The following is a 23,026-nucleotide window of genomic DNA, read 5'->3' on the forward strand; positions in this document are numbered from 1 at the left end:
CGAGTATCCGGTCATCCGGTCAGTGCCGGGCGAACTGGACCCCGGTCGCCTGGACGGCGTCGGGCCGCACGGCGATGCCCTCGACGGTCAGCTGCTCGCCGTGGATGTCGGTGAGCCTGATCGCGCTCCCGCATCCGCTGCCCTGCTCGGAGAGGAAGTAGTTGTACTCGGTGCGCGCCAGCCGGACCCAGCCGCCGCTCGTACGGACCTCCAGACGGGCCAGCGGATTGCGGTGGCCGATGGCCTGGATGCCGCACCAGTACTGGCTGGAGCCGGTCTTGTAGCGGATCGAGAGGGTGTTGGAGGTGGCCGGGCTCAGCAGGTTCCAGGTGATGGCGATGCGGCCGGCCGAGAGGGGGGCGAGCTTGGCGAAGGCCTGTTGGCTGAGGTCGAGCTGGCCGGCCTGGCAGGGTGCCGGGCACTCGTTGGTGATGCGGACCGTGAGGGACTTGCCGCCCGCGTGGACGGCCACGTACGCGCCGCACGCCTTCGACGTCTCGTAGTCGGCGGTGTTCATCGCCGCGGTCATGACGTCGGAGGTCGGGCCGTAGGAGCAGGCGCCGTCGCCGTTCCCGACGTCGTAGGAGGTGGCGACGCCCTGGTAGGTGGTTCCGGGACGGATCCGGCCGGCCAGGGACGTGCCGGTGGAGGCGCGGGTCGAGGTGGTGGGCGTGGCCGGGGGACGCCTGGACGCGGAGGCGTCCGGGCCTGCCGAGCCGGTGGACGGTTCGCTCGCCCGGGGAGTCGGGGACGCCGTGGACGGCGTCGGCGACCGCGCCGGCTCCGTCTCCGTCGGGGAGCCGCCGGGCCGGGCGCCCGCCACGGGCGTGACCGCGTGCGGCCCGTCGTGGGATCCGCCGTCGGGGCGGAGGGCCATCACGAGGGAGACGACGAGCGCCACGGCCGCCACGGCGACGGCGGGGGCGAGCGCGGGATGTCGCCGGGGGCGGGAGCGGCGGTGCGAAGGGGGTTCCACAGCTGAGTCCTTCGGTCGGGCGGGGCTCCGGTGCGGGGAGCGTCCGCCTCACCGGTCGCCACCGAGCCCCCGAAGGTTGCCGTGACTGCATACGGCCGCGGGCCCCTCCGGGTTCACCGGCCGTCTCACCGCCCCAGCACCACCGTCCCCGAGGAGCAGAACCACCCGCCCGTGCCGGAGGCCACCCCGAGACGCGGCACCTCCCCGTCCCCCGTGCGCACCTGCCGTGCCCCCGCCTCGCCCCGCAGCTGCCGTACCGCCTCCACCAGCAGGAACAGCCCCCGCATTCCGGGGTGCTGGGCGGACAGCCCGCCGCCGTCGGTGTTCACCGGCAGCTCCCCGCCGATCCGCAGCCGCCCCTTCTCCACGAACGCCCCGCCCTCGCCCTTCGCGCAGAAGCCCAGGTCCTCCAGGGTCACCAGCGTCATGCAGGTGAACGCGTCGTAGATCTCGGCGAAGTCCATCTCCTCCGGCCGCACCCCCGCCCGCTCGAACGCCAGCCGCCCGCTGACCGCCGCCGGGGACACGGTGAAGTCCTCCCACTCCGACAGGCTCGCGTGCGAGACGTGCTCACCGGTGCCGAGGATCCACACCGGGGCGGTGCGGCAGTCCCGTACGTACTCCTCGGCCGCCAGCAGCACCGCCGCGCCGCCGTCCGAGCGGATGCAGCAGTGGAGCTTGGTGAACGGGTCGGCGATCACCGGGCCGGACAGGACGTCGTCGACGGTGATGGGGGCGCGGAACATCGCCTCCGGGTTCAGCGCCGCGTTCGCCCTCGCCTGCACCGCGATCTCCGCCAGCTGCTCGATCGTCGTGCCGTACTGGAGCATGTGGCGGCGGGCGGCCATCGCGTACTTGGCGATCAGGGTGTGGCCGTAGGGCGCCTCGAACTGGAGCGGGCCGCGCGCGCCGAAGGCGAAGGTGCCGGTGCGGCGGCCGGCCCGGATGTCGGCGCGGGCCGTGGAGCCGTAGACCAGCAGCACGGCGTGCGCACGGCCGGCGGCGATCGCGTCGGCCGCGTGCGCGGCCATCACCTCCCAGGTCGAGCCGCCGACGGAGGTGGAGTCGACCCAGGTGGGGCGCAGGCCCAGATAGTCCGCGACCTCGACGGGGGCGAGGGTGCCGAGCCCGGCGGACGCGAAACCGTCCACCCTCGACCGGTCCAGCCCCGCGTCCGCGAGCGCCCGGCGGGCCGCCTGGGCGTGCAGGGCGTAGGGGGTCGCGTCGTCCACCCGGCCGCAGTCGGAGAGCGCGACACCCACCACCGCCACCTTCCGGCTCCCCGCAGTCACGAAGGACCACCTCCCTCTGGGCATCTCACTGTCGGACTCCTAATATGACGGACCGTCAGATCCGGAGGGAAGTGCCATGGACGCCAGCTTCACCGCCGAACAGGACGAGATCCGCCGCACACTGCGGGAACTGCTCCACAAACGCTGCGGCCCCGAGGAACTCAGGGCCGCCCTCGCCGCCCCCACCGGACACGACCCCGCCCTGTGGGCCGCCCTCGCCGAACAGCTCGGGCTGCCCGGCCTCGCCCTCCCGGAGGCCTACGGCGGTGTCGGCTGCCCGCCCACCGACCTCGCCCTCGCCGCCGAGGAGACCGGCCGGGCCCTCGCCCCGACCCCGCTGCTCGCCACCTCCGTCCTGACCGCGCCCCTCGTCCTCGCCCTCGGCACCGACGCCCAGCGGGCCCGTCTGCTCCCCCGCATCACCGACGGCACCCTGACCGCCGCCCTCGCCGTCCCCGCACCCGCCCTCGCCACCGCCCTCGCCCTGACCGGGCCGGGCGGCGGCGACTGGTCCGGCGGGGGCCGCGCCGGAGGCGTGCAGGCCCGGCGGGCCGAGGGCGGCTGGCGGCTGTACGGGGAGGCCGCGCAGGTGCTCGACGGGCACAGCGCCGGGCTGCTGGCCGTCGCCGCGCACACCGGCGGGTTCGTACGGTCGCGGACCCTGCTGTTCCTGGTGGCGGGGGACGCCGCCGGGGTCATGCGCGGGCGGCAGACCGCGCTGGACGCCACCCGGCCGCAGGCCCGGGTCCAGCTGCGGGACGTGCGGGCCGAGCTGCTGGGCCACGAGGACGCGGACGTCTCCGGGGCGCTGGCCCGCACCGGTGACTTCGCCGCCGCCTTCCTCGCCTGCGAGGCCGTCGGGGCCGCCGGCCGGGCGCTGGAGCGGACCGTCGAACACCTCCGGCAGCGGGAGCAGTTCGGACGGCCGATCGGGTCCTTCCAGGCGGTGCAGCACCGGCTGGCCGATGTGTACGTCCGGGTCCAGGCCGCACGGTCCGCCGCCTGTTACGCGGCCTGGGCGACCGGCCGGGGGGAGCGTGTCGGCGGCCTCGCGCTCGCCCAGGCGCTGGAGGCGCTGCGCCTCGCCGCCGCCGAGGGCGTCCAGCTGCACGGCGGCATCGGTTTCACCTGGGAGCACGAGGCGCACCTGTACTTCAAGCGGGCCGCGGGCGACGAGCTGCTGTTCGGGCCCGTGCACCGGCTGCGCGCGCACGCGGCCGACGAGGCCGGGCTGTTCGAGCGTACGGAGGTGACGGTGTGATCGGTCTCCGGGTGGTGCAGAAGGTGTCCTCGACGCGGACCTTCGCGAAGGTCGCCCCGCACGTCGTTCCCGCCCTCGACCGGGCCGTCCACCGGCTCACCCGGGGAAAGGTGCTGCTCAGTGCCCGGATGCTGCCCGGGGTGATCCTCACCTGCACCGGTGCGAGGAGCGGGCGGCCGCGCCGCACGCCACTGGCCTGCATGCCCGCATCCGACGGCCGCGGCTGGATCCTCGTCGGCTCCAACTTCGGCCGCCCGGGTCATCCTGCCTGGACCGCCAACCTCCTCGCCCACCCCGAGGCGGGGATCAGCTGGAAGGGCACCGACATCCCGGTGACCGCGCGGCTGCTGGAGGGGGAGGAGCGGGCGGCGGTCTGGAAGGAACTGCTGGCGTTCTGGCCGCCGTACGCGACGTACCAGGCGCGGGTGGAACGGGAGATCCGGGTCTTCCGGCTCACCCCGAGGAGCTGAGGCCCGCCCCGCCGCACGGCCGCCCTTCGGGCGGCGGCGCGAAGGTGAGGACCGGCCTTAGAACGCCCGCTGGATCAGCAGGAACGCGCCGATGCCCAGCATCGCGGCGCCGGAGGTGCGGGTGACCGCGCGGGCCGCCGCCGGGCGGGCGCCCAGGAGCCTGCGGGCCAGGACGCCGACCGTCAGGTAGACGGCGGCGCAGCACGCCATGTGCAGCAGACCGAGGACGGCCGTCTGGGCGGCGACCGGCAGCCGGTCCTCCCCGGCGGCCAGGAACTGCGGCAGCACGGACAGGTACAGCAGCAGCCCCTTGGGGTTCAGACCGCTGATCGTGGCGCCGCGCAGGAAGCCCCGGCCGTCGGCCGAGGCCTCTCCCGCCACCGGTACGCCGGGGCGGCGCAGCACCCCCCAGCCCAGCCGGACCAGATACGCCGCCCCGGCCGCCGTCAGTCCCGTGAGCAGGGCGGGCGAGCCCGCGACCAGGACCGCCAGGCCCGCCGCCGCCAGTGCGGTGTGCAGGGCGTAGCCGCTCACCAGGCCGCCCACCGCCGCGCCCACCGAGCGGCCGCGCAGCCCGGCGGAGATCACGTACGCCCAGTCGGCGCCCGGTACGCAGACCAGCAGCAGGTCCACGGCGAGGAATGAAAGCAGCGTTCCCGAGTCCATGAAGGGGACATTAGGCGCGATGTGGGCGAAAGTGTTACCGTTCTTTTCCTGAAACGAGGGGGTTCGGGGGAAGATTTTCCCCATGGACGACGTGGACCGGAAAATCCTTGCCGAACTGCAGCAGGACGGGCGGCTGACCGTGACCGAGCTGGCCGCGCGGGTGCGCCTGAGCGTCTCGCCCTGCCACCGGCGGCTGCGGGAGCTGGAGCGGTCCGGGGCGATCAGCGGATACCGGGCCGTGGTGGAGCCGGCGGCCGTCGGGCTGACCTTCGAGGCGCTGGTCTTCGTCTCGATGCGGCAGGAGGACCGGGACACGGTCGCCGAGTTCGAGCGGGCGGTGGGCGAGGTGGAGCACGTGCTGGACGCCCAGCGGCTCTTCGGGGAGCCGGACTACCTGCTGCGGGTGGCCACCGCCGACCTCGCCGCCTTCCAGCGGCTGTACGACGAGCGCCTCGCCACCCTCCCGGGTGTGCAGCGGCTGACCTCGACGCTGGTGATGAAGCACGTGGTGAAGGACCGGCCACTGCCCGCATAGCACGGCAGGCGGTGGCTCACATGAGTGAACCACCGCCTGCCAGACAGGACTTGACCGTGGAGGAAAAGGTGCGCGTTAACTGCGCGGGGGCTACTTCGTCGGCTTCTTGCCGGTGATGCCCAGATGCACCAACAGTGCCAGGTTCGGTTTGAGTTCAGCCTGCTTGACGCCCCACGACTGGAAGCCCTTCTGGTGCGAGGCGACCGCCGCGAGCATCGCGACCAGCGAACCGGCGACCGCGGCCGGGTTCACGTCCTTGTCGACCCTGCCCTTGGCCTGCAACTCGGCGACGGCGTCCGCCAGGGAGTTGTTCACCGAGTTGAGGATCTTCATACGGAGTTTGTAGAAGCGCTTGTCGCCCTCGGCCGCGCCGAGGTCGACGACGCGGAGGATCGCGTCGTTCTTCTTCCAGAAATCCAGGAACCCGTCGACGAGTTCCTGCGCCGTCTGCCAGCCGGCCTTGCCGACCCACGAGCGGCCCTCGAGCAGCTCGGTCAACCCGGCGCCCTCGGCGGCCATTTGCTCGGCGATCTCCAGGACGGCGCCCTCGACGTCCGGGAAGTACTGGTAGAAGGTCGCGGGCGAAGTGCCCGCCTTCCGGGCCACGTCGATGACCTTGACGTCCCGGTACGGAGAGGAGCTGAGCATCTCGCTGAGGCAGTCCAGCAGCTTCTGCCGCGTCGCCTGCCCGCGCCGACCGGCCACGCGGCCGTCGACGGTACGCACTTGTCCTGTCATGTCGTCAGCTTACCGAGGGGTGATCGGAGCGCGATTCGGCCGACTGCAAATGGGGTGCGGGGAGGTCCGGGGAAGGGTGTGCCTGGTCTGCGCGTTGCGTGAACCGCCGTTAGTTTGGCTGCATGGCCGAAAACAGGGCATCGGTGAACATGGAGGGTGGCGCCCGGGGCGTCCCCGAGGGCGTCCCGTGCTGGGTGGACGCGCAGCTTCCCGACGTGGACGCGGGCAGGCGGTTCTACGGCGAGCTCTTCGGATGGACCTTCGAGCAGGCGTACGGCGCCTCCGTGTGGGCCCGGCTGGGCGGGGCGCCCGTCGCCGCGCTCGCCCACAAGACGGACGGCCGGATGCCCACCGTGTGGACGGTCTACTTCTCCACCCCCGACGCCGAGGCCACCGCCCGGCGGATCCTGTCGGCCGGCGGGCAGCTGGTGATGCCCCCCTTCCCGGTCGACGGCCTGGGTACGGCGGCCCTCGCCGCCGACACCGAGGGCGCCGTCTTCGGCCTCTGGCAGCCGGGCAGCCACTCCGGCTTCGGCGTCCGGCACCTCCCCGGCGCCTTCGCCTGGGCGCAGCTGTACGCCCGCGACACCGAGGCCGCCAACACCTTCTACGGCCACCTCTTCCACGACGCCCTCTTCGGCCCCGGCGCGGAACCCGACTTCGGCCGTGCGCCCGTCGCCGACGTCTTCCCGGAGGTGATGCCGCCGCACTTCCTGGTCCACTTCGGCGTCGAGGACTGCGAGGCGGCGCTCGGCGCGGTGGGCCGGCTCGGCGGCCGGGTCCAGGCGGGCCCGTTCTCCGCCTCGTACGGCACGGTGGCCGTCGTCACGGACAATCAGGGGGCGTCGTTCGCGCTGCTCCAGCGTTGAACCACGTACCTGAGTACCTACTGAAGTACCGTCCGACGTGCAGTTTCGTCCGTATATGAGATGAGACACCCCGATTGCCCCCGGGTTCGCAACCGGCCGCTCGGCCAGGAAGAATCTGGGGTGCGTGCCGCCATGGCGGTGCGGTGGTGAGACGCTGCACTTCGGTCGCGTACACATAGTGGGAGACGTGGCCCGTACGGGGAGGTGGCAGGCAAGTGGTGGATCAGCTGACGCAGCACGATCCGCGGCGGATCGGGCCGTTCGAGGTGCTGGGACGGCTGGGTGCCGGCGGCATGGGGCTGGTCTATCTGGCACGCTCGGCGTCGGGCCGGCGCGTGGCGATCAAGACGGTCCGGACCGAACTGGCCGAGGACCAACTCTTCCGCGTGCGGTTCACGCGCGAGGTGGAGGCCGCCCGGGCGGTGTCCGGTTTCTACACGGCCGCGGTCGTCGACGCCGACCCGCGCGCCGCCGTGCCGTGGCTGGCCACCGCGTACGTGCCGGCGCCCTCGCTCGAGGAGATAGTGAACGAGTGCGGGCCGCTGCCGGCCCAGGCCGTGCGCTGGCTGGCGGCGGGCGTCGCGGAGGCGCTCCAGTCGATCCACGGCGCCGGGCTCGTCCATCGTGACCTCAAGCCGTCGAACGTCCTCGTCGTGGAGGACGGCCCCCGGGTGATCGACTTCGGTATCGCGTCCGGTGTCTCGAACACGCGTTTGACGATGACGAACGTGGCCGTCGGCACCCCCGCCTACATGTCCCCGGAGCAGGCGAAGGACTCCCGCAGCGTCACCGGCGCCAGCGACGTCTTCTCGCTCGGCTCGATGCTCGTCTTCGCCGCCACCGGCCATCCGCCCTTCCACGGCGCCAACCCGGTCGAGACGGTCTTCATGCTCCTGCGCGAGGGCCCGGACCTGGAGGGCCTGCCCGACGAGCTGCGCCCGCTCATCGAGTCCTGTATGCAGATGGAGGCCACGGCCCGCCCCAACCCGGCCGACCTCCAGGCCCAGCTCGCCCCCCACCTCTTCGGCTCCGGCTCCGACGACAGCGGTACGGCGTCGGCATGGCTGCCCGAGAAGGCGGTCACGCTCATCGAGACCCGCCGCGGCGGCCGTCCGGCACCCAAGCCGGCCCCGGCGGGCCCGCGCAGCGCCGGGCGGGGTGTCGTGGCCCCGCCGGTGCCGGTGCCGGTGCCGCCCCCGCCGTCCCACGCCCCCGTCGTCCCGGGGCCGGTGCCCGCCGTGGTCGGCGCCCCCGACACCGGCCCGGTCCGGCTGCCGGGCGCGGCCGTGCCGATCGGGCCCGGCCCGCGCGTCGCCGACGTGCGCGCCACCGCCGCCGTGAAGGCACCGTTGCCCGAGCCCGGCCTGGTCGCCGACTGGACCCGGGTGCGCCCCGGCGTCAACGGCGCCGACACCGGCCTCGCGGCCACGCAGCCCGCGCCCCCGGAGACCACCCCGGCGGGCTGGCGTCCCTGGCGCTTCCGCATGTCCAACGACGTGTGGGGCACCCCGGCCGTCTCCGGCGACCTCGTCTACGTCACCTCCTTCGAGGTGCACGCGCTCGACGTGGCGACCGGACGGCGCCGCTTCAAGACCCGGGACGTGGCCTGGTCGATGGCGGTCGCGGACGGCCGCGTGCACGCCTCCGACGGCCCCACGCTGTTCGCCCTGGAGGCCCGTGAGGGCCAGGACCTGTGGCGACTGCAGACGGACGCCTGGGTGTACTCCCTCAAGGCCGACCGGGGCACCGTCGTCACCGCCACGCGCGGCGGCGGCGTCCAGGCCTGGGAGGCCTCCAACGGGCACAAGCTCTGGGAGATCACCGGCTGCCAGACCGACTTCGAGTCCCCCGAGGCGGGCCCCGCCCTGCACGACGGCACGGTCTTCGTCTGGCAGGACGCCCGGCTCAGAGCCCTGGACGCCCGCACGGGCGAGGAGCGCTGGTCGTACCCCATCGGCGACGCGGCCTCCTGCGGCGGCGTCCCGGTCCGGGTCACGCCCGCCCCCGACGGCTACGCGTACCTCTCGGCCGGCACCCGCGTCATCGCCGTCGACGTGGCGAGCGGCATGGTGCGCTGGCACTTCGAGGCCCCGGCGGTGTTCCTCTCCCCGCCGGCCTTCGTCCCCGGCCCGGCCGTCACCGGCGGCGGCGTGTACCTCGCCGACTACCTCGGCACGGTCTACGCCCTCGACGCCGCCGACGGCCGTGACCGCTGGCGCATCGCGACGGAGTCCCGGGCGTCCGTCGACCCGGTGCTGGTCGCCGCCGGGCACGTCCACGTGGGCAGCGGCAAGGGCCTCTACACGCTGGACGCGGTCACCGGCACGCCCAAGTGGCGCTTCCAGGCGGGCGGCGACATCGTGGGCGCCCCGGCGGTCGCGGAGGGCCGTATCCACTTCGGCTCCACGGACCACCTGCTCTACACCCTCAAGGCCGACGACGGGCGGCTGCGCTGGAAGCTGGCCACCGGCGGAGAGATCACCGGCTCCCCGGTGGTGCGGGACGGCGTGGTGTACGCGTGCAGCAAGGACCGCTGTGTGTACGCGCTGGACGCGGAGAAGGGGACCGGGACGGCCCGGACGGCGTGAGCCGGCCCCGGCCGGGCGCCCGGGAGGCCCGGGTCCGGGACGGCCGTCGTACGGGGCTGCACGGAAGGGGCCAGACGGCGGCCGTCGCTGCGGGGAGCGGCCCGTTCGCCGCTCTCACGCCAGACGCTACGCCCCGTGCCGACCGGTCGCCAGGCGGTGACATGGCCGTGACAGCCGTTGTCTAGGCTGGCGGCATGAATCCACGGGGGCACGGAAGGCTCAGGTTCGCGGCGGTGACGGTCCTGGTGGTGCTGGCACTGACCGGTTTCTCCACGGGGAGGGGCCGCGGGCACGGCAGCGGCGACGGCGGGGGCGGCGGCGGGTGCAGCAGCTCCGGCCAGGACCACGACGGGTCCTCGTCGAGCGGTGGTTCCGGCGGATCGCGGTACCACGACTACGACGACGACTACGACGACGACACCAGCGGCTCGGGCGGCTCCTCCGGGGGCTCCTCCGGGAGCACGCAGCCGGCGGAGGTCCAGGACGCCACGACGGTCCTGCTGAGCTGTGCGACGAAAAAGACACCGTACGCGACGGTCCGGGTCGACAACCCGAACGCCGTCGACGCCACCTTCTCCTTCGAGGTCGAGTTCCTGAACGACCAGGCGGACGTGGTCTACCGCAAGCCCATGACGGCGTACGTCTCGGCGGACGGCTCGACGCGCGTACCGGTGAAGGTGGACGACACCTCGCTGTTCTCCCGGTTCGACCACTGCCGGGTCGACCCGTACGCGCCGGCCGTCGACTGACCCGGGCGTACGTCAAGTACCTGGCGTACTTGACGTACCTGACGGCCGGGTGCACTCTGAGGAGGTCGGGACCGAGCGAGGAGGCACGCCATGACCGCGGTGCACTACGAGAGCTACACCCAGGCGCGCGCACACCTGAAGGACCTCCTCGACGCGGCCGACGAGGGGCGCGTGGCGACTGTGCGCCGTGACTCCGGCCGCTCGGCAGTCGTGGACGTGGAGCGGCTGCGCCGCTACCTGTCGCTGGTGTGCCCGTCGAAGGCGGAGGTGGTCGCCGAAGCGAACGGCTGGTCCGTGTTCCTGCCCGGCCTGCCGCTGGCCGCCGACGGGGCAACGTTCGACGAAGCCATAGGGGAGATGGTCCAGGTCCTGCGCGAGTATGCCGAGGACTGGCAGGACAGGCTGCGGGCCGCTCCCAACCACGCGGACAACTGGGGCCTGGTACAGCTGATCGCCCTCAGCGATGACGGGCAGCTGCACGACTGGCTGGTGGGTGCTCCACGGTGACCTGGCCTCAGCCCAACCGTGAGAACCATGACCGTTTCTGTCGCGCTGAGAAGTGGGAACGCGTCCGGGACGCACGCGGGCGCACCGGTACCCATCACGTGACGTACGAACTCACCCTGTTCGACGGCCGGATCCTGCGCACCAGAGTCTCGCACCCGGTGGACCGCACCGTGTACGGAGCGGCGATGTGGGGACACATCCTGCGCGATCAACTGGACGTCACCGAGGACGAGTTCTGGGCCTGCGTACAGCATGGCGAGCTGCCCGGCCGAGGTGCTCCCGAACCGCCCCGCGAGGCTCTTCCAGCTGACCTGGTGCATCTGCTGATCCACCGGGTGGGCGTCGGCGAGGACACCGTGGCGCGGATGACCAAGGACGAGGCGGTTGCCAGACTCCAGACGTACTGGACGGACGGGAGCTGAGCTCCCGCTCTCCTGCGCCGACCGGGCTGCGGGAGCGTCGACCGGGTGATGGATCACGCCGCCCTGCTGGTCTCGGTACAGCCGCTCAGCGAATCCGGGGCCGCGACGTCGACCGTCCCGCGAACAGCTCCGCCTGCCGTTCGCCCGGCAGGTTGCCCAGGGCGATGAGGTGCGGCGCCTGGGCGAAGCCCGCCGTGCGTGCCGTCTCCGTCGCCGACCACAGGGCCCGTACGGTGCCCTGGACGCCGGCCGGCGGGTAGCCGGCTACGACGGCGGCGCAGGCGACGGCGGCCGCCAACGCCGCTCCGGTGTCGGTGAGTTCGGAGACCAGGCCGATGTCGTGGGCCCGTCGGGCGGAGATCCGTTCGGCGGTGCCCGTCAGCATCATCCGCGCGGCCTCCCCGTACGGCATCCGCTGCGCCATCAGGACGGACTCGTAGGCGCTGACCATGCCGTAGGTGGTGTGCGGGTCGAAGAAGACGGCGTCGGTGCCTGCCACGATGAACTCGCATTCGCCGAGGAGGTAGAAGGCGCCTCCGCAGGCCATTCCCTCCACCGCGGCGATCACCGGCTTCCACAGGTCGTTCGCCTTGGGGCCGATGGTGAGGAGGGGATCGTCCTGCATGTAGGGGGAGCCGGGCTGAGGGACGACCGCGTCCCGGTCGATGCCGGTGCTGAACGCCCGCGTCCCCGCCCCGGTGAGGACCACCGCCCGTACGCCGTCGTCGTACCGCAACCCCTGCCAGATCTGCGTGAGCTGCCGGGCCGTGTCGAGGTCGATGGCGTTGAGCTTCTCCGGCCGGTCGAGGGTGACGACGGCGACGCCGGTGTCCTGGTCGACGTCCAGACGCACGCTCACGGCCGCTCCAGGACCCACTGCGGAAGCCCGCGTTCGTCGAAGACGGCCTGCACCCGGGCGCCGATGCGGATCCGGTCGGCGGGGAACGAGTCGAGCCGCGCGCCGGGACGGCTGACGAGGTTCCCGACGAGCCGGATCCGGGGCGCGTCCGCGAGTTCGACGACGATCACGTTGTACGGGGTCTGTGCCGCGTAGTCGGGGAGCAGGGGTGGGTGCGGGACGACGTACGACCAGATGCGGCCCCGTCCGGAGACCCGCCGCCACTCGCTCGCGAAGGACTGGCAGTGCGGGCAGCAGGGGCGGGGCGGGAAGCGGGGTTCGCCGCAGTCGGCGCAGGCCTGGACGCGCAGCTCGCCCTGGGCGGCGTACTGCCAGAAGGGGGCTCCGTCGGGGTCGGTGACGGGGTTCAGCACGGGTCAGCTCCTCAGCAGCAGGGCGGAGGTGGGGACGCCTTCGCCGGCGGTGACGAGGCAGGTGGCGGCGCCCGGGACCTGGGCGGTGCTGGTCCCGCGGAGCTGCTTGACGCCTTCGTTGATGAGGTTGAATCCATGGACGTAGGCCTCGCTGAGCCCGCCCCCGCCGGTGTTGAGGGGCAGCCGCCCGCCGATCTCCAGGGCGCCGCCCTCGGTGAAGGCGCCCCCCTCACCCCGCCCGCAGAACCCGTACCCCTCCAGGGAGAGCGGGACGAGGGGCGTGAACGCGTCGTAGATCTGGGCCACGTCGACGTCGGAGGGGGTGAAGTCGGCGTGCTTCCACAGGTGCCGGGCGGCCGACCAGGCGGGGCCGGTGAGGGGGTCGTCGTTCCAGTAGTTGACCATGCCGTGGTGCTGGGCGGGCAGTCCCTGGGCGGCGGAGTGGACGTAGACGGGCCGCTGCCGGCAGTCTCGCGCCCGCTCCCGGCTCACCACCACGCAGGCCAGCGCGCCGTCCGTCTCCAGGCAGTTGTCGTAGAGGCAGAGGGGTTCGCTGATCCAGCGGGAGGTCATGTACATCTCGCGGGTGAGGGGGCGCTCGTACATGATCGCCGCCGGGTTCTGGTTGGCCCGGTTGCGGCAGGCGAGGGCCACGTTGAACAGGTGGTCGCGGGTCGCGCCGTACTCGTGCAGGTAGCGGCGGGCCAGCATGGCTATCTCGTCGACGGGCCGGAGCAGGCCGAAGGGGCGGGTCCACTGGGCCGGAGTGGGCAGCTGGACGGCGGTGTTCGTCCAGGGCCGGGGGCCGCTGCCCCGCTTCCTCGACCGCCAGGCGACCCCCACGGTCGCCTGCCCGGCGGCGATCGCGGCGGCCAGGTGCGCGACCGTGGCGCACGAACCGCCGCCGCCGAAGCCGACCTTGCTGAAGAAGGTCAGATCCCCGAAGCCGACGGCCTTCGCGAGCTCGACCTCGTCGGTCTCCTCCATGGTGTACGAGGCGAGCGCGTCGACCTCGCCGGGGGAGATCCCGGCGTCGTCGAGCGCGGCGAGGACGGCCCGGCAGGCGAGGGTCCGCTCGTCCTCGGGGAGGTGCTTGGCGAACGGGGTCTGGCCGATGCCGACGACGGCGGTGGCGTCCTTGAGGCCGGTCGCTCCGGGCATGCTGCACGCACCTCCACAGGCGGACAACGCGGCTGACAGGCCGTCAGGTTACCGCTAATCTGACGGGTAGTCAGCCAGTGGGGAGGCCGGGCGTGCGCGGTGACGTGGAGTGGGGGACGATCCCCCGGCTGGTGAGCCGGGCGGCCGAGCGGTACGCCGACACCGAGGCGGTGGTGGAGGGCCGTACGCGCGTCTCGTACGGCGAACTCGGCGCCCGGGTGGAGCGTGCCGCGGCGGCATGCCTGGCGAACGGGGTGCGGGCGGGCGACCGGGTGGCCGTCTGGGCCCCGAACTCCCTCGACTGGATGGTCGCCGCACTGGGCGCGGTGACGGCGGGCGCCGTCCTGGTCCCGCTCAACACCCGTTTCAAGGGCACCGAGGCGGCGGACGTGCTGCGCCGCAGCGGGGCGCGGCTGCTGTTCGTGACGGGGACGTTCCTGGGCACGTCGTACGTGGCGTCGCTGCGGCGGGCTGCCGCGGAGGGGCCCGCGCACGGGCGGGGCCCGCTGCCGGGGCTGCCGGCGCTGGAGCAGGCCGTGGTCCTGTCGGACGACGCCCCGGCGGACTTCCGGACCTGGAAGGACTTCCTCGCGAGCGGCGAGGGGACCGGGGCGCGGGAGGTACGGGAGCGGGCGTCGGCGATCCGCGGGGAATGGCCCTCGGACATCGTCTTCACCTCCGGCACGACCGGCCGTCCCAAGGGCGCGGTCATCACGCACGCGCAGACGCTGCGGGCGTACGAGGTGTGGTCGGACCTGGCGGGTCTGCGGGAGGGCGACCGCTATCTGATCGTCAACCCCTTCTTCCACACCTTCGGCTACAAGGCGGGCGTGATCGCCTGTCTGATGCGGGGCGCGACGATGATCCCCCAGCCGGTGTTCAACGTGGACACGGTCCTGGCGAACGTGGCGTCGGAACGGGTGTCGGTGCTCCCGGGCCCGCCCACGCTGCACCAGTCCCTGCTGGACCACGCCTCACGGGCCGCCTACGACCTGTCCGCCCTGCGGCTGGTGGTGACGGGCGCGGCGGTGGTGCCGCTGCGGCTCGTCGAACGCCTGCGGGGCGAACTGGGCGTGGAGACGGTCCTGACGGCGTACGGCCTCTCGGAGGCGAGCGGTGTCGTCACGATGTGCCGCCGGGGCGACGACCCCACGGTCATCGCCTCCACCTCGGGACGCGCGATCCCCGGCACCGAGGTGCGGGTGGCTGCGCCTCCCGGGCAGCCGGGCGAGATCCTGGTCCGCGGCTTCAACGTCATGCGCGGCTACTACGAGGACGAGGCGGCGACGGCGGAGGTCCTCACCCCCGACGGCTGGCTGCGCACGGGCGACATCGGCGTCCTGGACCCGGCGGGGAACCTGCGCGTCACCGACCGCCTGAAGGACATGTACATCGTCGGCGGCTTCAACGCGTACCCGGCGGAGATAGAGCAACTCCTGGGCCTCCACCCGGACGTCACCGACGTGGCCGTCATCGGCGTCCCGGACGCGCGGCTGGGAGAGGTGGGCAAGGCGTACGTGGTCCGGCGCCCCGGAGCCGTCCTCACCGGCGACGACCTGATCGCCTGGGCACGACGCGAGATGGCGAACTACAAGGTCCCGAGATCGGTGGCCTTCGTCACGGAACTCCCGCGGAACGCGAGCGGGAAGGTGGTGAAGGGGGAACTGCGCGGAAGGGGCTGACCCGAAGGCCGGCCCCCCACACGCCACGGCCGCGACGGCTCCCCCTCCGCGCCGCCGCGGCCGATCCCCGTGAAGGTGGCTCTCGTCAGGCCGTCTCGTCCGAAGCGTGGTTGTCCAGAAGCTTCGCCGTGCCGCCCGACGCGTGGTTGTCCATGGTCGTTATCTCGTCCTCGGCCGTCTCGTCCTTCAGGGCGGTGGCCAGGACACCCTCCTCCACGACGGAGGCGTGGTTGTCCAACGGCTTGATGACGTCGTCGTTCTTCTCGGTCTGGCTCATGATCTCAACTCCGGCGGTTTTCTCTGCTCGAAAGGATGGGAGCGGCCCGCCCGGCGACTCCCCCGAGTGCTGCCGGGCGGGCCATGTTCGGCCGCTCACCCTAACGGGCGGCCCCCTGACGATCCGTCTGCCCCCCGACGCGGCGGATCGATGGATCCAAGACTGCCGAGCCGCGATAAACGAATGATGAACGGCCCCGACGGGCCGCTACACCGCGGCCGCCGGCACCAGCAGCGAACGCACTTCGTCGGCCTCGGCCGAGCCCAGCCGGTCGTAGATGGAAAGGGCCTCCTGCCAGCACGCCTTGGCCCTGTCCTGCTGGCCCATCGCCGACAGCGCCCGGCCCAGGACGGTCAGGACCGTTCCGCGACGCCACTCCCCGCCGATTCCCCGCAGGGCGATCGCCTGCTCGGCGTGACTCGCGGCGAGCGTCGCACGCCGCGCCGCCAGATGCGCCTCGGCGATACGGAAGTGGGTGACGCCTTCCCAGAGCGGCTGGCGGTTGTCATGGAACAGCGCCAGCGCTTGGCTGAGTTGCTCCAGAGCCTCGGACAGACGGCCGGCCTGCGTCAAGGCCATGCCCAGCGCATAGCGGCCGTTGGCCAGTCGGAGCGTCAGGCCCATGCGATCGTAGATGTCGATGCCCTGCTGGGCGAGATCGATGGCATCGGCCGTGCGGCCGGTTGCCAGGTAGATCCGCGAAAGGTTGCAGAGAGCACTCGCTTCGCCGACGTCATTGCCGTCGGACCGGAAGTTGTCGATCGCCTGCAGGAGGTAGCGTTCGCCGTCGGCGTGCCGGTTCTCGTAGAGGGCGATGATTCCGCGATCGTTCGGGGCCCAGCAACTGGGCAGCGGATCGCCGGCCTGTGCGGCCAGTTCCATGGCCTGCCTGGCTTCGTCGTCCGCCTCCTTGAAACGGCCCGCGACGAGATGGGCGTTGGTCAGAGCGGTGCGCGCGCGGCCCTCGGCACGGACGTCCTCCGCGTTTCGAGCCGCCTCCCGCAGGCTCAGTGCCGCCACCTCGTACTCACGCGCGTTGGCACCGGATTCGGCGAGGTCCTTGCTGGCCCAGAGGAGGTCCACCGCTCTCCTCAGCGTCGTGGCGGTGGAGGACTGACGTACGCAGGCCAGGAGGCAGTTGGCTTCTGTGTACAACCAGTCCTGAGCCCGGTGCCGGTCCTCGAAGACCAGCCCCGGGTACTCGGTGGCCGCCAGGTGCTCCACCAGCCGGTCCCCAGGCCGCTCCAGCGCGTACACCCCCGCCGCCGTAGCCAGATAGAAGTCCAGCAGGCGGGACATCGCCGCCTCCCGCTCGCCGGGGGGCTGTTCGTCGCGTTCGGCGCAGGCGCGGGCGTAGAGGCGGACCAGGTCGTGGAAGCGGTAGCGGCCCGGCGCCGCCGACTCCAGCAGGGACGTGTCGACGAGGGACTCCAGGAGGTCCTCGGTGTCCTCCGGCGGCAGGTCCAGGACCGCCGCGGCCGCCGCCAGGGAGATGTCCGGGCCGTCCGCCAGGCCGAGGAGGCGGAACGCGCGGGCCTGGGCCGGCTCCAGCGCGCCGTACCCCAGCTCGAAGGTGGCCTTCACCGCCAGGTCGCCGGCCTGGAGCTCGTCCAGCCGGCGTCGCTCGTCGGCGAGCTTCGCCGCCAGGACGGACACCGTCCAGGTGCGGCGGGCCGCCAGCCGGGACGCCGCGATGCGGATCGCCAGCGGCAGGAAGCCGCACGCCGCCACCACGTCCAGCGCGGCCTCCCGCTCCGAGGCCACCCGCTCCTCGCCCACGATCCGGGTGAACAGGGCGAGCGCCTCGTCGGGCGACATCACGTCCAGGTCGACCAGGTGCGCCCCGGCCAGGTCCACCATCCGCACCCGCGAGGTGACCAGCGCCGCGCAGCCCTCCGCGCCCGGCAGCAGCGGCCGCACCTGGGCGGCGTCCCGCGCGTTGTCCAGCAGGACCAGGACCCGCCGTCCGTCCAGGACCGAGCGGTACAGCGCCGCCCGTTCCTCCAGGGAGTCCGGGATCGCCGACTCGGCGGTGCCGAGGGCGCGCAGGAAGGCGCCCAGGACGGTCTCCGGCTCCGCGGCCCTCGCCCCGGCTCCCTGCAGGTCCACGTACAACTGCCCGTCGGGGAAGGCCGGGCGGGCCTGGTGCGCCACGTGCACGGCGAGGGTCGTCTTGCCCACGCCGCCGATCCCGGCGAGCGCCGACACCGCCATGACCCCGCCGGCGCCGCCGCCTCCGGCTTCCGCCAGCACCTCCCCGAGCTCCTTCACGAAGGCCGCCCGCCCGGTGAAGTCCGGCACCGTCGCGGGGAGTTGCGCGGGCCGCACCCGCACCACCGCCGGTTCCGCGGCCGGCGCGGAGGGTTCGGCGAGTTCCGGGTCGGCCTGGAGGATACGGCGCTGCAGTTCCCGCAGCCCCGGCCGCGGGTCCACCCCCAGCTCCTCCGCCAGCAGCCGCCGCGTGTCCGCGTAGACGGCCAGCGCCTCGGCCTGCCGCCCGCTGCGGTACAGCGCCAGCATCAGCAGTTCACGCAGCCGCTCCCGCAGCGGGTACGCGGCCGTCAGCGCCGTCAGTTCCGAGACCGCCTCGGCGTGGCAGCCCTGCTCCAGGTCCATGTCCAGCCGGGACTCCAGCAGTCCGAGCCGCCACTCCTCCAGGCGGACGCGCTGCGTCTCCGCGTAGGGCCCGGGCACGCCCGCGAGCGCCTCCCCGTCCCACAGACCCAGCGCGCGGTTCAGCACCTCGCGGGCCCGGGTCAGGTCCCCGGCGGTGCGCGCCTTCTCCGCCTCCGCCGCCCACTCCTGCGCCACGGTGAGATCCAGGGCGCCCTCGCGCAGTCCCCGTACGGCGTACCCGCCGGACTCGCTGACCAGTACGCCCGGGTCCAGCACCTTCCGCAGCCGCGAGGCATAGGTCCGCACCGCCGCCAGCGCCTGCGAGGGAGGCTCCTCGCCCCACAGCGCGTCGATCAGCTCACCGGCCGTCGCCGTGCGGCCCTCGCGCAGCAGCAGGGCGGCCAGCAGGGCGCGTTGCTGGGGGGATCCGGTGTTCAGCTGTTCCTCGCCGCGCCGGGCCCGCACCGGGCCGAGCACGTCGAAGCGCAGCGCCGCCGGCTCCCCCGAGGAACCGGGGCGCCTCTGCTCCGGCACGCGCGGGCCGCCGTGTTCTCCACGGTCGTCCATCAGGGCTCCCCTTAGGCATCCGAATGACCCGCTCAGTCTGCCCTGTCCGTGCCGTGACCGTCAGCCTGCCCGGGAGTGCACACATCCCTCACATCCGGTATGCACACATCCCCGCGGAGTCGATCAAGTCCGGCCCGTGCGCACTAGCTGACGACCCGTCAGATCAGCGCTACCGTGCCCCCATGGAGACCTCACCGACGCCCGCGGCACCGCTTCCGCCGATCATCTCCGTCGACGACCACACCGTCGAGCCCCCCACCGTCTGGCAGGACCGCCTGCCCAAGAAACACCTCGACACCGGCCCGCGCATCGTCCGCGCCCCGCTGAAGGAGATGACCTTCCTCGGCGGCCACTTCAAGCCCGTCATGGGGGCCCCGGGCGAGGACGGCCCCCTCGGCGACTGGTGGGTCTACGAGGACCTCAAGCGCCCCCTCACCCGCCTCGACACCGCCGTCGGCTGCAGCCGGGACGAGATCAGGCTGGAGGTCATCACCTACGAGCAGATGCGCCCCGGCTCCTACGACGTCCCCTCCCGCCTCGCCGACATGGACGTCAACCACGTCCAGTCGGCGCTGTGCTTCCCCACCTTCCCGCGCTTTTGCGGCCAGACCTTCACCGAGGCCGCCGACCACGAGCTGGGCCTGCTCTGCGTGCGCGCCTACAACGACTGGATGGTGGAGGAGTGGTGCGGCCCGCAGGCACGGGGCCGGCTGATCCCGCTCACCCTCATCCCCCTCTGGGACGCCGACCTGGCCGCCGCCGAGGTCCGCCGCAACGCCGAACGCGGCGTCCGCGCCGTCGCCTTCTCCGAGATACCCCCGCACCTCGGCCTGCCCTCGGTCCACACCGACTACTGGGACCCGTTCCTCGCCGCCTGCGACGAGACCGGCACCGTCGTCGCCATGCACATCGGCTCCAGCAGCCGTATGCCGTCCACGTCGGCGGACGCCCCGCCGGCCGTCGGCTCGACGATCACCTTCGCCAACTGCTGCTTCTCGATGGTCGACTGGCTGATGAGCGGCAAGTTCGAACGCTTCCCGCACCTCAAGGTGATGTACGCGGAGGGCCAGATCGGCTGGATCCCGTACATCCTGGAGCGCGCCGACGTGGTGTGGGAGGAGAACCGGGGGTGGGGCGGGGTCGCCGACAAGGTCCACCGGCCGCCGTCCGAGCTCTTCGCCGACCACGTCTACGGCTGCTTCTTCGACGACGCCTTCGGCCTGCGCAGCCTGGACTCGATCGGCGTGGGCAACGTCCTCTACGAGACCGACTACCCCCACTCCGACTCCACCTGGCCCAAGTCCCGCGAGGTCGGCGAGGCCCAGATGGGTCATCTGGACCCGGCCGTGGTCGAGCGGATCGTCCGGGGCAACGCCATCGACCTGCTGGGGCTGACACCGGACGGCCTGTGGAGTCCGCGGTGAGTCTCGCGTACGGCATCCAGCTCCCCGTCCAGTCCCAGTCCGCGCTCTACGCCGAACCCTGGGAGGCCGGCGCCGGACCCGCCGACCTTGTCGAGGTCGCCCGCGCCGCCGACCGGGCCGGCTTCGCCTACGTCGCCGCTTGCGACCACGTGGCGATCCCGCGCCGGCTCGCCGGGACCATGAGCACGGTCTGGTACGACCCGGTGGCCACCCTCGCCCATCTCGCGGCCGTGACCGAACGCGTCCGGCTGCTCGCCCATGTCGCCGTCGTCGGGCTGCGCCACCCCCTGATCACCGCCAAGCAGTACGCCACCCTGGACCACCTCAGCGGCGGCCGGCTCGTCCTCGGCGTCGGCGCCGGGCACGTACGGGAGGAGTTCGAGGCGCTCGGGGTCGGCTTCGAGCAGCGGGGCGCCGTCCTGGACGAGACGATCGACGCGCTGCGGGCCGCGCTGGGCGAGGAGGAGTACCCGGAGCATCACGGCAAGCTGTTCGACTTCGAGGGGCTCGGGCAGCGGCCCCGGCCGGCCCAGCCCCGGGTGCCCCTCTGGGTCGGCGGCTCCTCCCCGGCGGCGGTCCGCCGCGCCGCCCTCAAGGGCGACGGCTGGCTCCCCCAGGGCGATCCGAGGGACCGGCTGCCCGCGCAGATCGAGACCATCGCACGGCTCCGGGGCGACGGCGCGCCGTTCACGGTCGGCGCCATCACCGAGCCCCTCCACGTCGGCACGCCCGCCTGGGACGTCGGCCGCCGCACCCTCACCGGACCCCCGGAGGCCCTCGCCGCGTCCCTGCGCGCCTACGGCGCGATGGGCGTGCACCAGATCCAGGTCAGGTTCCGCTGCCGCAGCCGCACCGAACTCGTCGACCAGATCGAGCGGTTCGGATCCGACGTAGGCCCCCTCCTCTGAGAAGACCCGTAAGGAGACCCCATGGGCAAGCTCGACGGACGCGTCGTCCTCGTCACCGGTGCCGCGCGCGGGCAGGGAGAGCAGGAGGCGCGGCTGTTCAGGCGGGAGGGCGCCGAGGTCGTCGTGGCCGACGTGCTCGACGAACAGGGCCGGGCCCTCGCCGAGGAGATCGGCGCGCTCTACGTCCGTCTCGACGTCGGCCGCGAGGAGGAGTGGGCCGCCGCGGTACGGGCCGCCAAGCAGGCGTACGGCCATCTCGACGGGCTGGTGAACAACGCCGGGATCCTGCGCTTCAACGCCCTCGTCGACACCCCCCTCGACGAGTTCATGCAGGTCGTGCAGGTCAACCAGGTCGGCTGCTTCCTGGGCGTGCGGACGGTCGCGCCCGAGCTGTCCGACGGCGGCACCATCGTCAACACCGCCTCCTACACCGGGCTCACCGGCATGGCGGCCGTGGGCTCCTACGCGGCGACCAAGCACGCCGTACTCGGCCTCACCCGCGTCGCCGCCCTGGAGCTGGCGCCCCGCCGGATCCGGGTGAACGCGGTGTGCCCCGGCGCCATCGACACCGCGATGTCCAACCCGGCCCGGCTGGACCCGGACGCCGACCCCGAGGAGACGACCCGCGCCCTCGACTCCCTCTACCGCAAGCTGGTGCCGCTGGGCCGGATCGGCCGCCCGGAGGAGGTGGCCCGGCTGGCGCTGTTCCTCACCTCGGAGGACTCCTCCTACATCACCGGACAGCCCTTCGTGATCGACGGAGGGTGGCTCGCCGGCGTCTCGGTCATCTGATGGACCGTCAGCTATTGACCATCCGTGCGGCCGGTGCCACAGTCTGCGGCAGTCCGCTGAATCTGACGGACCGTCAGTGAACGAATGGACCGCAATCCAGGACCTGGGACGGTGAACCTCCGTGGAATTCGGGCTCTTTGTACAGGGATACGTGGGCAAGCGCGCCGAGACCGACCCCCTCGCCGAGCACAAGGCGCTGATGGAGGAGACCGAGTACGTCATCCAGGCGGACAGGTCCGGCTTCAAGTACGCCTGGGCGTCCGAGCACCACTTCCTGGAGGAGTACTCCCACCTCTCCGCCAACGAGGTGTTCCTCGCCTATCTCGCCCACGCGACGCAGCGGATCCACCTGGGATCGGGGATCTTCAACCCGCTCGCCCAGGTCAACCACCCCGTGAAGGTCGCCGAGAAGGTCGCCATGCTCGACCACCTCAGCGAGAACCGCTTCGAGTTCGGCAGCGGGCGCGGCGCCGGCTCGCACGAGATCCTCGGCTTCCTCCCCGGCATCACCGACATGAACCACACGAAGGAGATCTGGGAGGAGACCATCGCCGAGTTCCCCAAGATGTGGCTCCAGGACGAGTACGCCGGCTTCCAGGGCAAGCACTGGCAGCTCCCGCCGCGCAAGGTCCTGCCGAAGCCGTACGGGAAGTCGCATCCGGCGATGTGGTACGCGGCCGGGTCGCCGCCGTCGTACGAGATGGCGGCGAGGAAGGGCCTCGGCGTGCTGGGCTTCAGCATCCAGAAGGTCTCCGACATGGAGTGGGTGCTGGAGAAGTACAAGACGGCGATCGTCGACGCCGAACCCGTCGGGGACTTCGTCAACGACAACGTGATGGTGACGACGACCGCGATCTGCGCGCCGACGCACGACGAGGCGATCCGCATCGCCGTCAACGGCGGGCTGCACTACCTGCCCTCGCTGGTGTTCCGGTACCACGACACCTTCCCGCGGCCCGAGGGGTTCCCGGTGTGGCCGGAGACGCTGCCGGAGTACACGCCCGAGTTCGTCGAACTCCTCGTGGAGGAGGAACTGCTGATCTGCGGGGATCCGGACGAGGTGCTGCGGCAGTGCAAGCGGTGGGAACAGGCCGGTGCGGATCAGCTGTCCTTCGGGCTGCCGGTGGGGGTGCCGAAGGAGGAGACGCTGCAGACGATCCGGCTGATCGGGGAGCACGTGATCCCGAAGATCGACACGGATCCCGTCCACCGGACCACGCGGTTCCGGCAGGCGGCCTGAGGTCCGGGAGGCAG

General features: G+C 72.6%; 22 protein-coding genes. 13 read left to right on the forward strand and 9 right to left on the reverse strand.

Features of this window, described 5'->3' with window-relative positions; all coding sequences use genetic code 11:
• Positions 1 to 19 precede the first annotated feature (19 nt).
• Together ACFY30_RS08780 and ACFY30_RS08785 are read right to left on the reverse strand one after the other, a co-directional pair.
• Positions 20 to 976, reverse strand: a complete 957-nt coding sequence (locus tag ACFY30_RS08780; protein ID WP_390844442.1) for an expansin EXLX1 family cellulose-binding protein — start codon at positions 974 to 976, stop codon at positions 20 to 22.
• A gap of 125 nt (positions 977 to 1,101) precedes the next feature.
• The gene (locus ACFY30_RS08785; RefSeq protein ID WP_390844443.1) at positions 1,102 to 2,268 is read right to left on the reverse strand and encodes an acetyl-CoA acetyltransferase; all 1,167 of its coding nucleotides are present in this window, start codon (positions 2,266 to 2,268) and stop codon (positions 1,102 to 1,104) included.
• 76 nt (positions 2,269 to 2,344) lie between these two features.
• Here ACFY30_RS08785 and ACFY30_RS08790 point away from each other — a divergent pair, with 76 nt between their 5' ends.
• Positions 2,345 to 3,529, forward strand: a complete 1,185-nt coding sequence (locus tag ACFY30_RS08790) for an acyl-CoA dehydrogenase family protein (RefSeq protein ID WP_390844444.1) — start codon at positions 2,345 to 2,347, stop codon at positions 3,527 to 3,529.
• Positions 3,526 to 3,999 carry a nitroreductase/quinone reductase family protein gene (locus ACFY30_RS08795; RefSeq protein ID WP_390844445.1) on the forward strand — a complete coding sequence of 158 codons (474 nt, stop codon included), beginning with the start codon at positions 3,526 to 3,528 and terminating at the stop codon, positions 3,997 to 3,999. Before ACFY30_RS08790 ends, ACFY30_RS08795 begins: the two co-directional genes overlap by 4 nt.
• A gap of 57 nt (positions 4,000 to 4,056) precedes the next feature.
• Here ACFY30_RS08795 and ACFY30_RS08800 read toward each other — a convergent pair whose 3' ends face one another.
• Complete coding sequence (locus ACFY30_RS08800; protein ID WP_390844446.1) at positions 4,057 to 4,665, reverse strand: LysE family translocator; 609 nt, start codon at positions 4,663 to 4,665, stop codon at positions 4,057 to 4,059.
• Between the two features lie 82 nt (positions 4,666 to 4,747).
• On the opposite strand from ACFY30_RS08800, the gene ACFY30_RS08805 reads away from it, so the two are divergent.
• The gene (locus tag ACFY30_RS08805) at positions 4,748 to 5,200 is read left to right on the forward strand and encodes an Lrp/AsnC family transcriptional regulator (RefSeq protein ID WP_390660360.1); all 453 of its coding nucleotides are present in this window, start codon (positions 4,748 to 4,750) and stop codon (positions 5,198 to 5,200) included.
• A 90-nt stretch (positions 5,201 to 5,290) separates the two neighbouring features.
• On the opposite strand, the gene ACFY30_RS08810 is transcribed toward ACFY30_RS08805, so the two are convergent.
• Positions 5,291 to 5,926 carry a TetR family transcriptional regulator gene (locus tag ACFY30_RS08810; protein WP_390660615.1) on the reverse strand — a complete coding sequence of 212 codons (636 nt, stop codon included), beginning with the start codon at positions 5,924 to 5,926 and terminating at the stop codon, positions 5,291 to 5,293.
• A 134-nt stretch (positions 5,927 to 6,060) separates the two neighbouring features.
• Here ACFY30_RS08810 and ACFY30_RS08815 point away from each other — a divergent pair, with 134 nt between their 5' ends.
• From ACFY30_RS08815 to ACFY30_RS08835, 5 genes are all read left to right on the forward strand, one after another.
• Complete coding sequence (locus ACFY30_RS08815; RefSeq protein ID WP_390844447.1) at positions 6,061 to 6,807, forward strand: VOC family protein; 747 nt, start codon at positions 6,061 to 6,063, stop codon at positions 6,805 to 6,807.
• Between the two features lie 215 nt (positions 6,808 to 7,022).
• Complete coding sequence (locus tag ACFY30_RS08820; protein ID WP_390844448.1) at positions 7,023 to 9,395, forward strand: PQQ-binding-like beta-propeller repeat protein; 2,373 nt, start codon at positions 7,023 to 7,025, stop codon at positions 9,393 to 9,395.
• Between the two features lie 194 nt (positions 9,396 to 9,589).
• Positions 9,590 to 10,144: a hypothetical protein gene (locus ACFY30_RS08825; protein WP_390844449.1), complete on the forward strand. Its 555-nt coding sequence runs from the start codon at positions 9,590 to 9,592 to the stop codon at positions 10,142 to 10,144.
• A 90-nt stretch (positions 10,145 to 10,234) separates the two neighbouring features.
• A complete protein-coding gene (locus ACFY30_RS08830; protein WP_390844450.1) occupies positions 10,235 to 10,651 on the forward strand; it encodes a prevent-host-death protein in 417 nt (138 codons plus the stop codon).
• A gap of 98 nt (positions 10,652 to 10,749) precedes the next feature.
• Positions 10,750 to 11,073, forward strand: coding sequence for a cytotoxic translational repressor of toxin-antitoxin stability system (locus tag ACFY30_RS08835; RefSeq protein ID WP_390844451.1), 324 nt, complete (start codon positions 10,750 to 10,752; stop codon positions 11,071 to 11,073).
• 85 nt (positions 11,074 to 11,158) lie between these two features.
• Here ACFY30_RS08835 and ACFY30_RS08840 read toward each other — a convergent pair whose 3' ends face one another.
• Genes ACFY30_RS08840 through ACFY30_RS08850 form a run of 3 tightly spaced genes read right to left on the reverse strand, consistent with a single transcriptional unit; the run spans position 11,159 to position 13,506 of the window.
• On the reverse strand, positions 11,159 to 11,932 hold the full coding sequence (locus tag ACFY30_RS08840) for an enoyl-CoA hydratase/isomerase family protein (RefSeq protein WP_390844452.1): 774 nt from the start codon (positions 11,930 to 11,932) through the stop codon (positions 11,159 to 11,161).
• Positions 11,929 to 12,345 carry a Zn-ribbon domain-containing OB-fold protein gene (locus ACFY30_RS08845; RefSeq protein WP_390844453.1) on the reverse strand — a complete coding sequence of 139 codons (417 nt, stop codon included), beginning with the start codon at positions 12,343 to 12,345 and terminating at the stop codon, positions 11,929 to 11,931. Before ACFY30_RS08845 ends, ACFY30_RS08840 begins: the two co-directional genes overlap by 4 nt.
• A gap of 3 nt (positions 12,346 to 12,348) precedes the next feature.
• Entirely contained in the window at positions 12,349 to 13,506 is a 1,158-nt protein-coding gene (locus ACFY30_RS08850; protein WP_390823837.1) for a lipid-transfer protein, read from the reverse strand.
• Positions 13,507 to 13,598: 92 nt separating this feature from the next.
• Between ACFY30_RS08850 and ACFY30_RS08855 the strand changes: the two genes are divergently transcribed.
• Entirely contained in the window at positions 13,599 to 15,188 is a 1,590-nt protein-coding gene (locus ACFY30_RS08855) for a FadD3 family acyl-CoA ligase (protein ID WP_390844454.1), read from the forward strand.
• Between the two features lie 85 nt (positions 15,189 to 15,273).
• Here the strand turns inward: ACFY30_RS08855 and ACFY30_RS08860 are convergent, their stop codons facing one another.
• Both ACFY30_RS08860 and ACFY30_RS08865 read right to left on the reverse strand, forming a co-directional pair.
• Entirely contained in the window at positions 15,274 to 15,465 is a 192-nt protein-coding gene (locus ACFY30_RS08860; RefSeq protein ID WP_390844455.1) for a hypothetical protein, read from the reverse strand.
• 207 nt (positions 15,466 to 15,672) lie between these two features.
• Positions 15,673 to 18,648, reverse strand: coding sequence for a BTAD domain-containing putative transcriptional regulator (locus tag ACFY30_RS08865; RefSeq protein ID WP_390844456.1), 2,976 nt, complete (start codon positions 18,646 to 18,648; stop codon positions 15,673 to 15,675).
• A 182-nt stretch (positions 18,649 to 18,830) separates the two neighbouring features.
• Between ACFY30_RS08865 and ACFY30_RS08870 the strand changes: the two genes are divergently transcribed.
• From ACFY30_RS08870 to ACFY30_RS08885, 4 genes are all read left to right on the forward strand, one after another.
• Entirely contained in the window at positions 18,831 to 20,072 is a 1,242-nt protein-coding gene (locus ACFY30_RS08870) for an amidohydrolase family protein (protein WP_390844457.1), read from the forward strand.
• Complete coding sequence (locus ACFY30_RS08875; protein WP_390844458.1) at positions 20,069 to 20,980, forward strand: LLM class F420-dependent oxidoreductase; 912 nt, start codon at positions 20,069 to 20,071, stop codon at positions 20,978 to 20,980. Before ACFY30_RS08870 ends, ACFY30_RS08875 begins: the two co-directional genes overlap by 4 nt.
• Before the next feature lie 21 nt (positions 20,981 to 21,001).
• Positions 21,002 to 21,772: an SDR family NAD(P)-dependent oxidoreductase gene (locus ACFY30_RS08880; RefSeq protein ID WP_390844459.1), complete on the forward strand. Its 771-nt coding sequence runs from the start codon at positions 21,002 to 21,004 to the stop codon at positions 21,770 to 21,772.
• Positions 21,773 to 21,893: 121 nt separating this feature from the next.
• Complete coding sequence (locus tag ACFY30_RS08885; protein ID WP_390844460.1) at positions 21,894 to 23,012, forward strand: LLM class flavin-dependent oxidoreductase; 1,119 nt, start codon at positions 21,894 to 21,896, stop codon at positions 23,010 to 23,012.
• Positions 23,013 to 23,026 lie beyond the last annotated feature (14 nt).

Source organism: Streptomyces sp. NPDC000345, assembly GCF_042898825.1.
Lineage (GTDB): Bacteria > Actinomycetota > Actinomycetes > Streptomycetales > Streptomycetaceae > Streptomyces.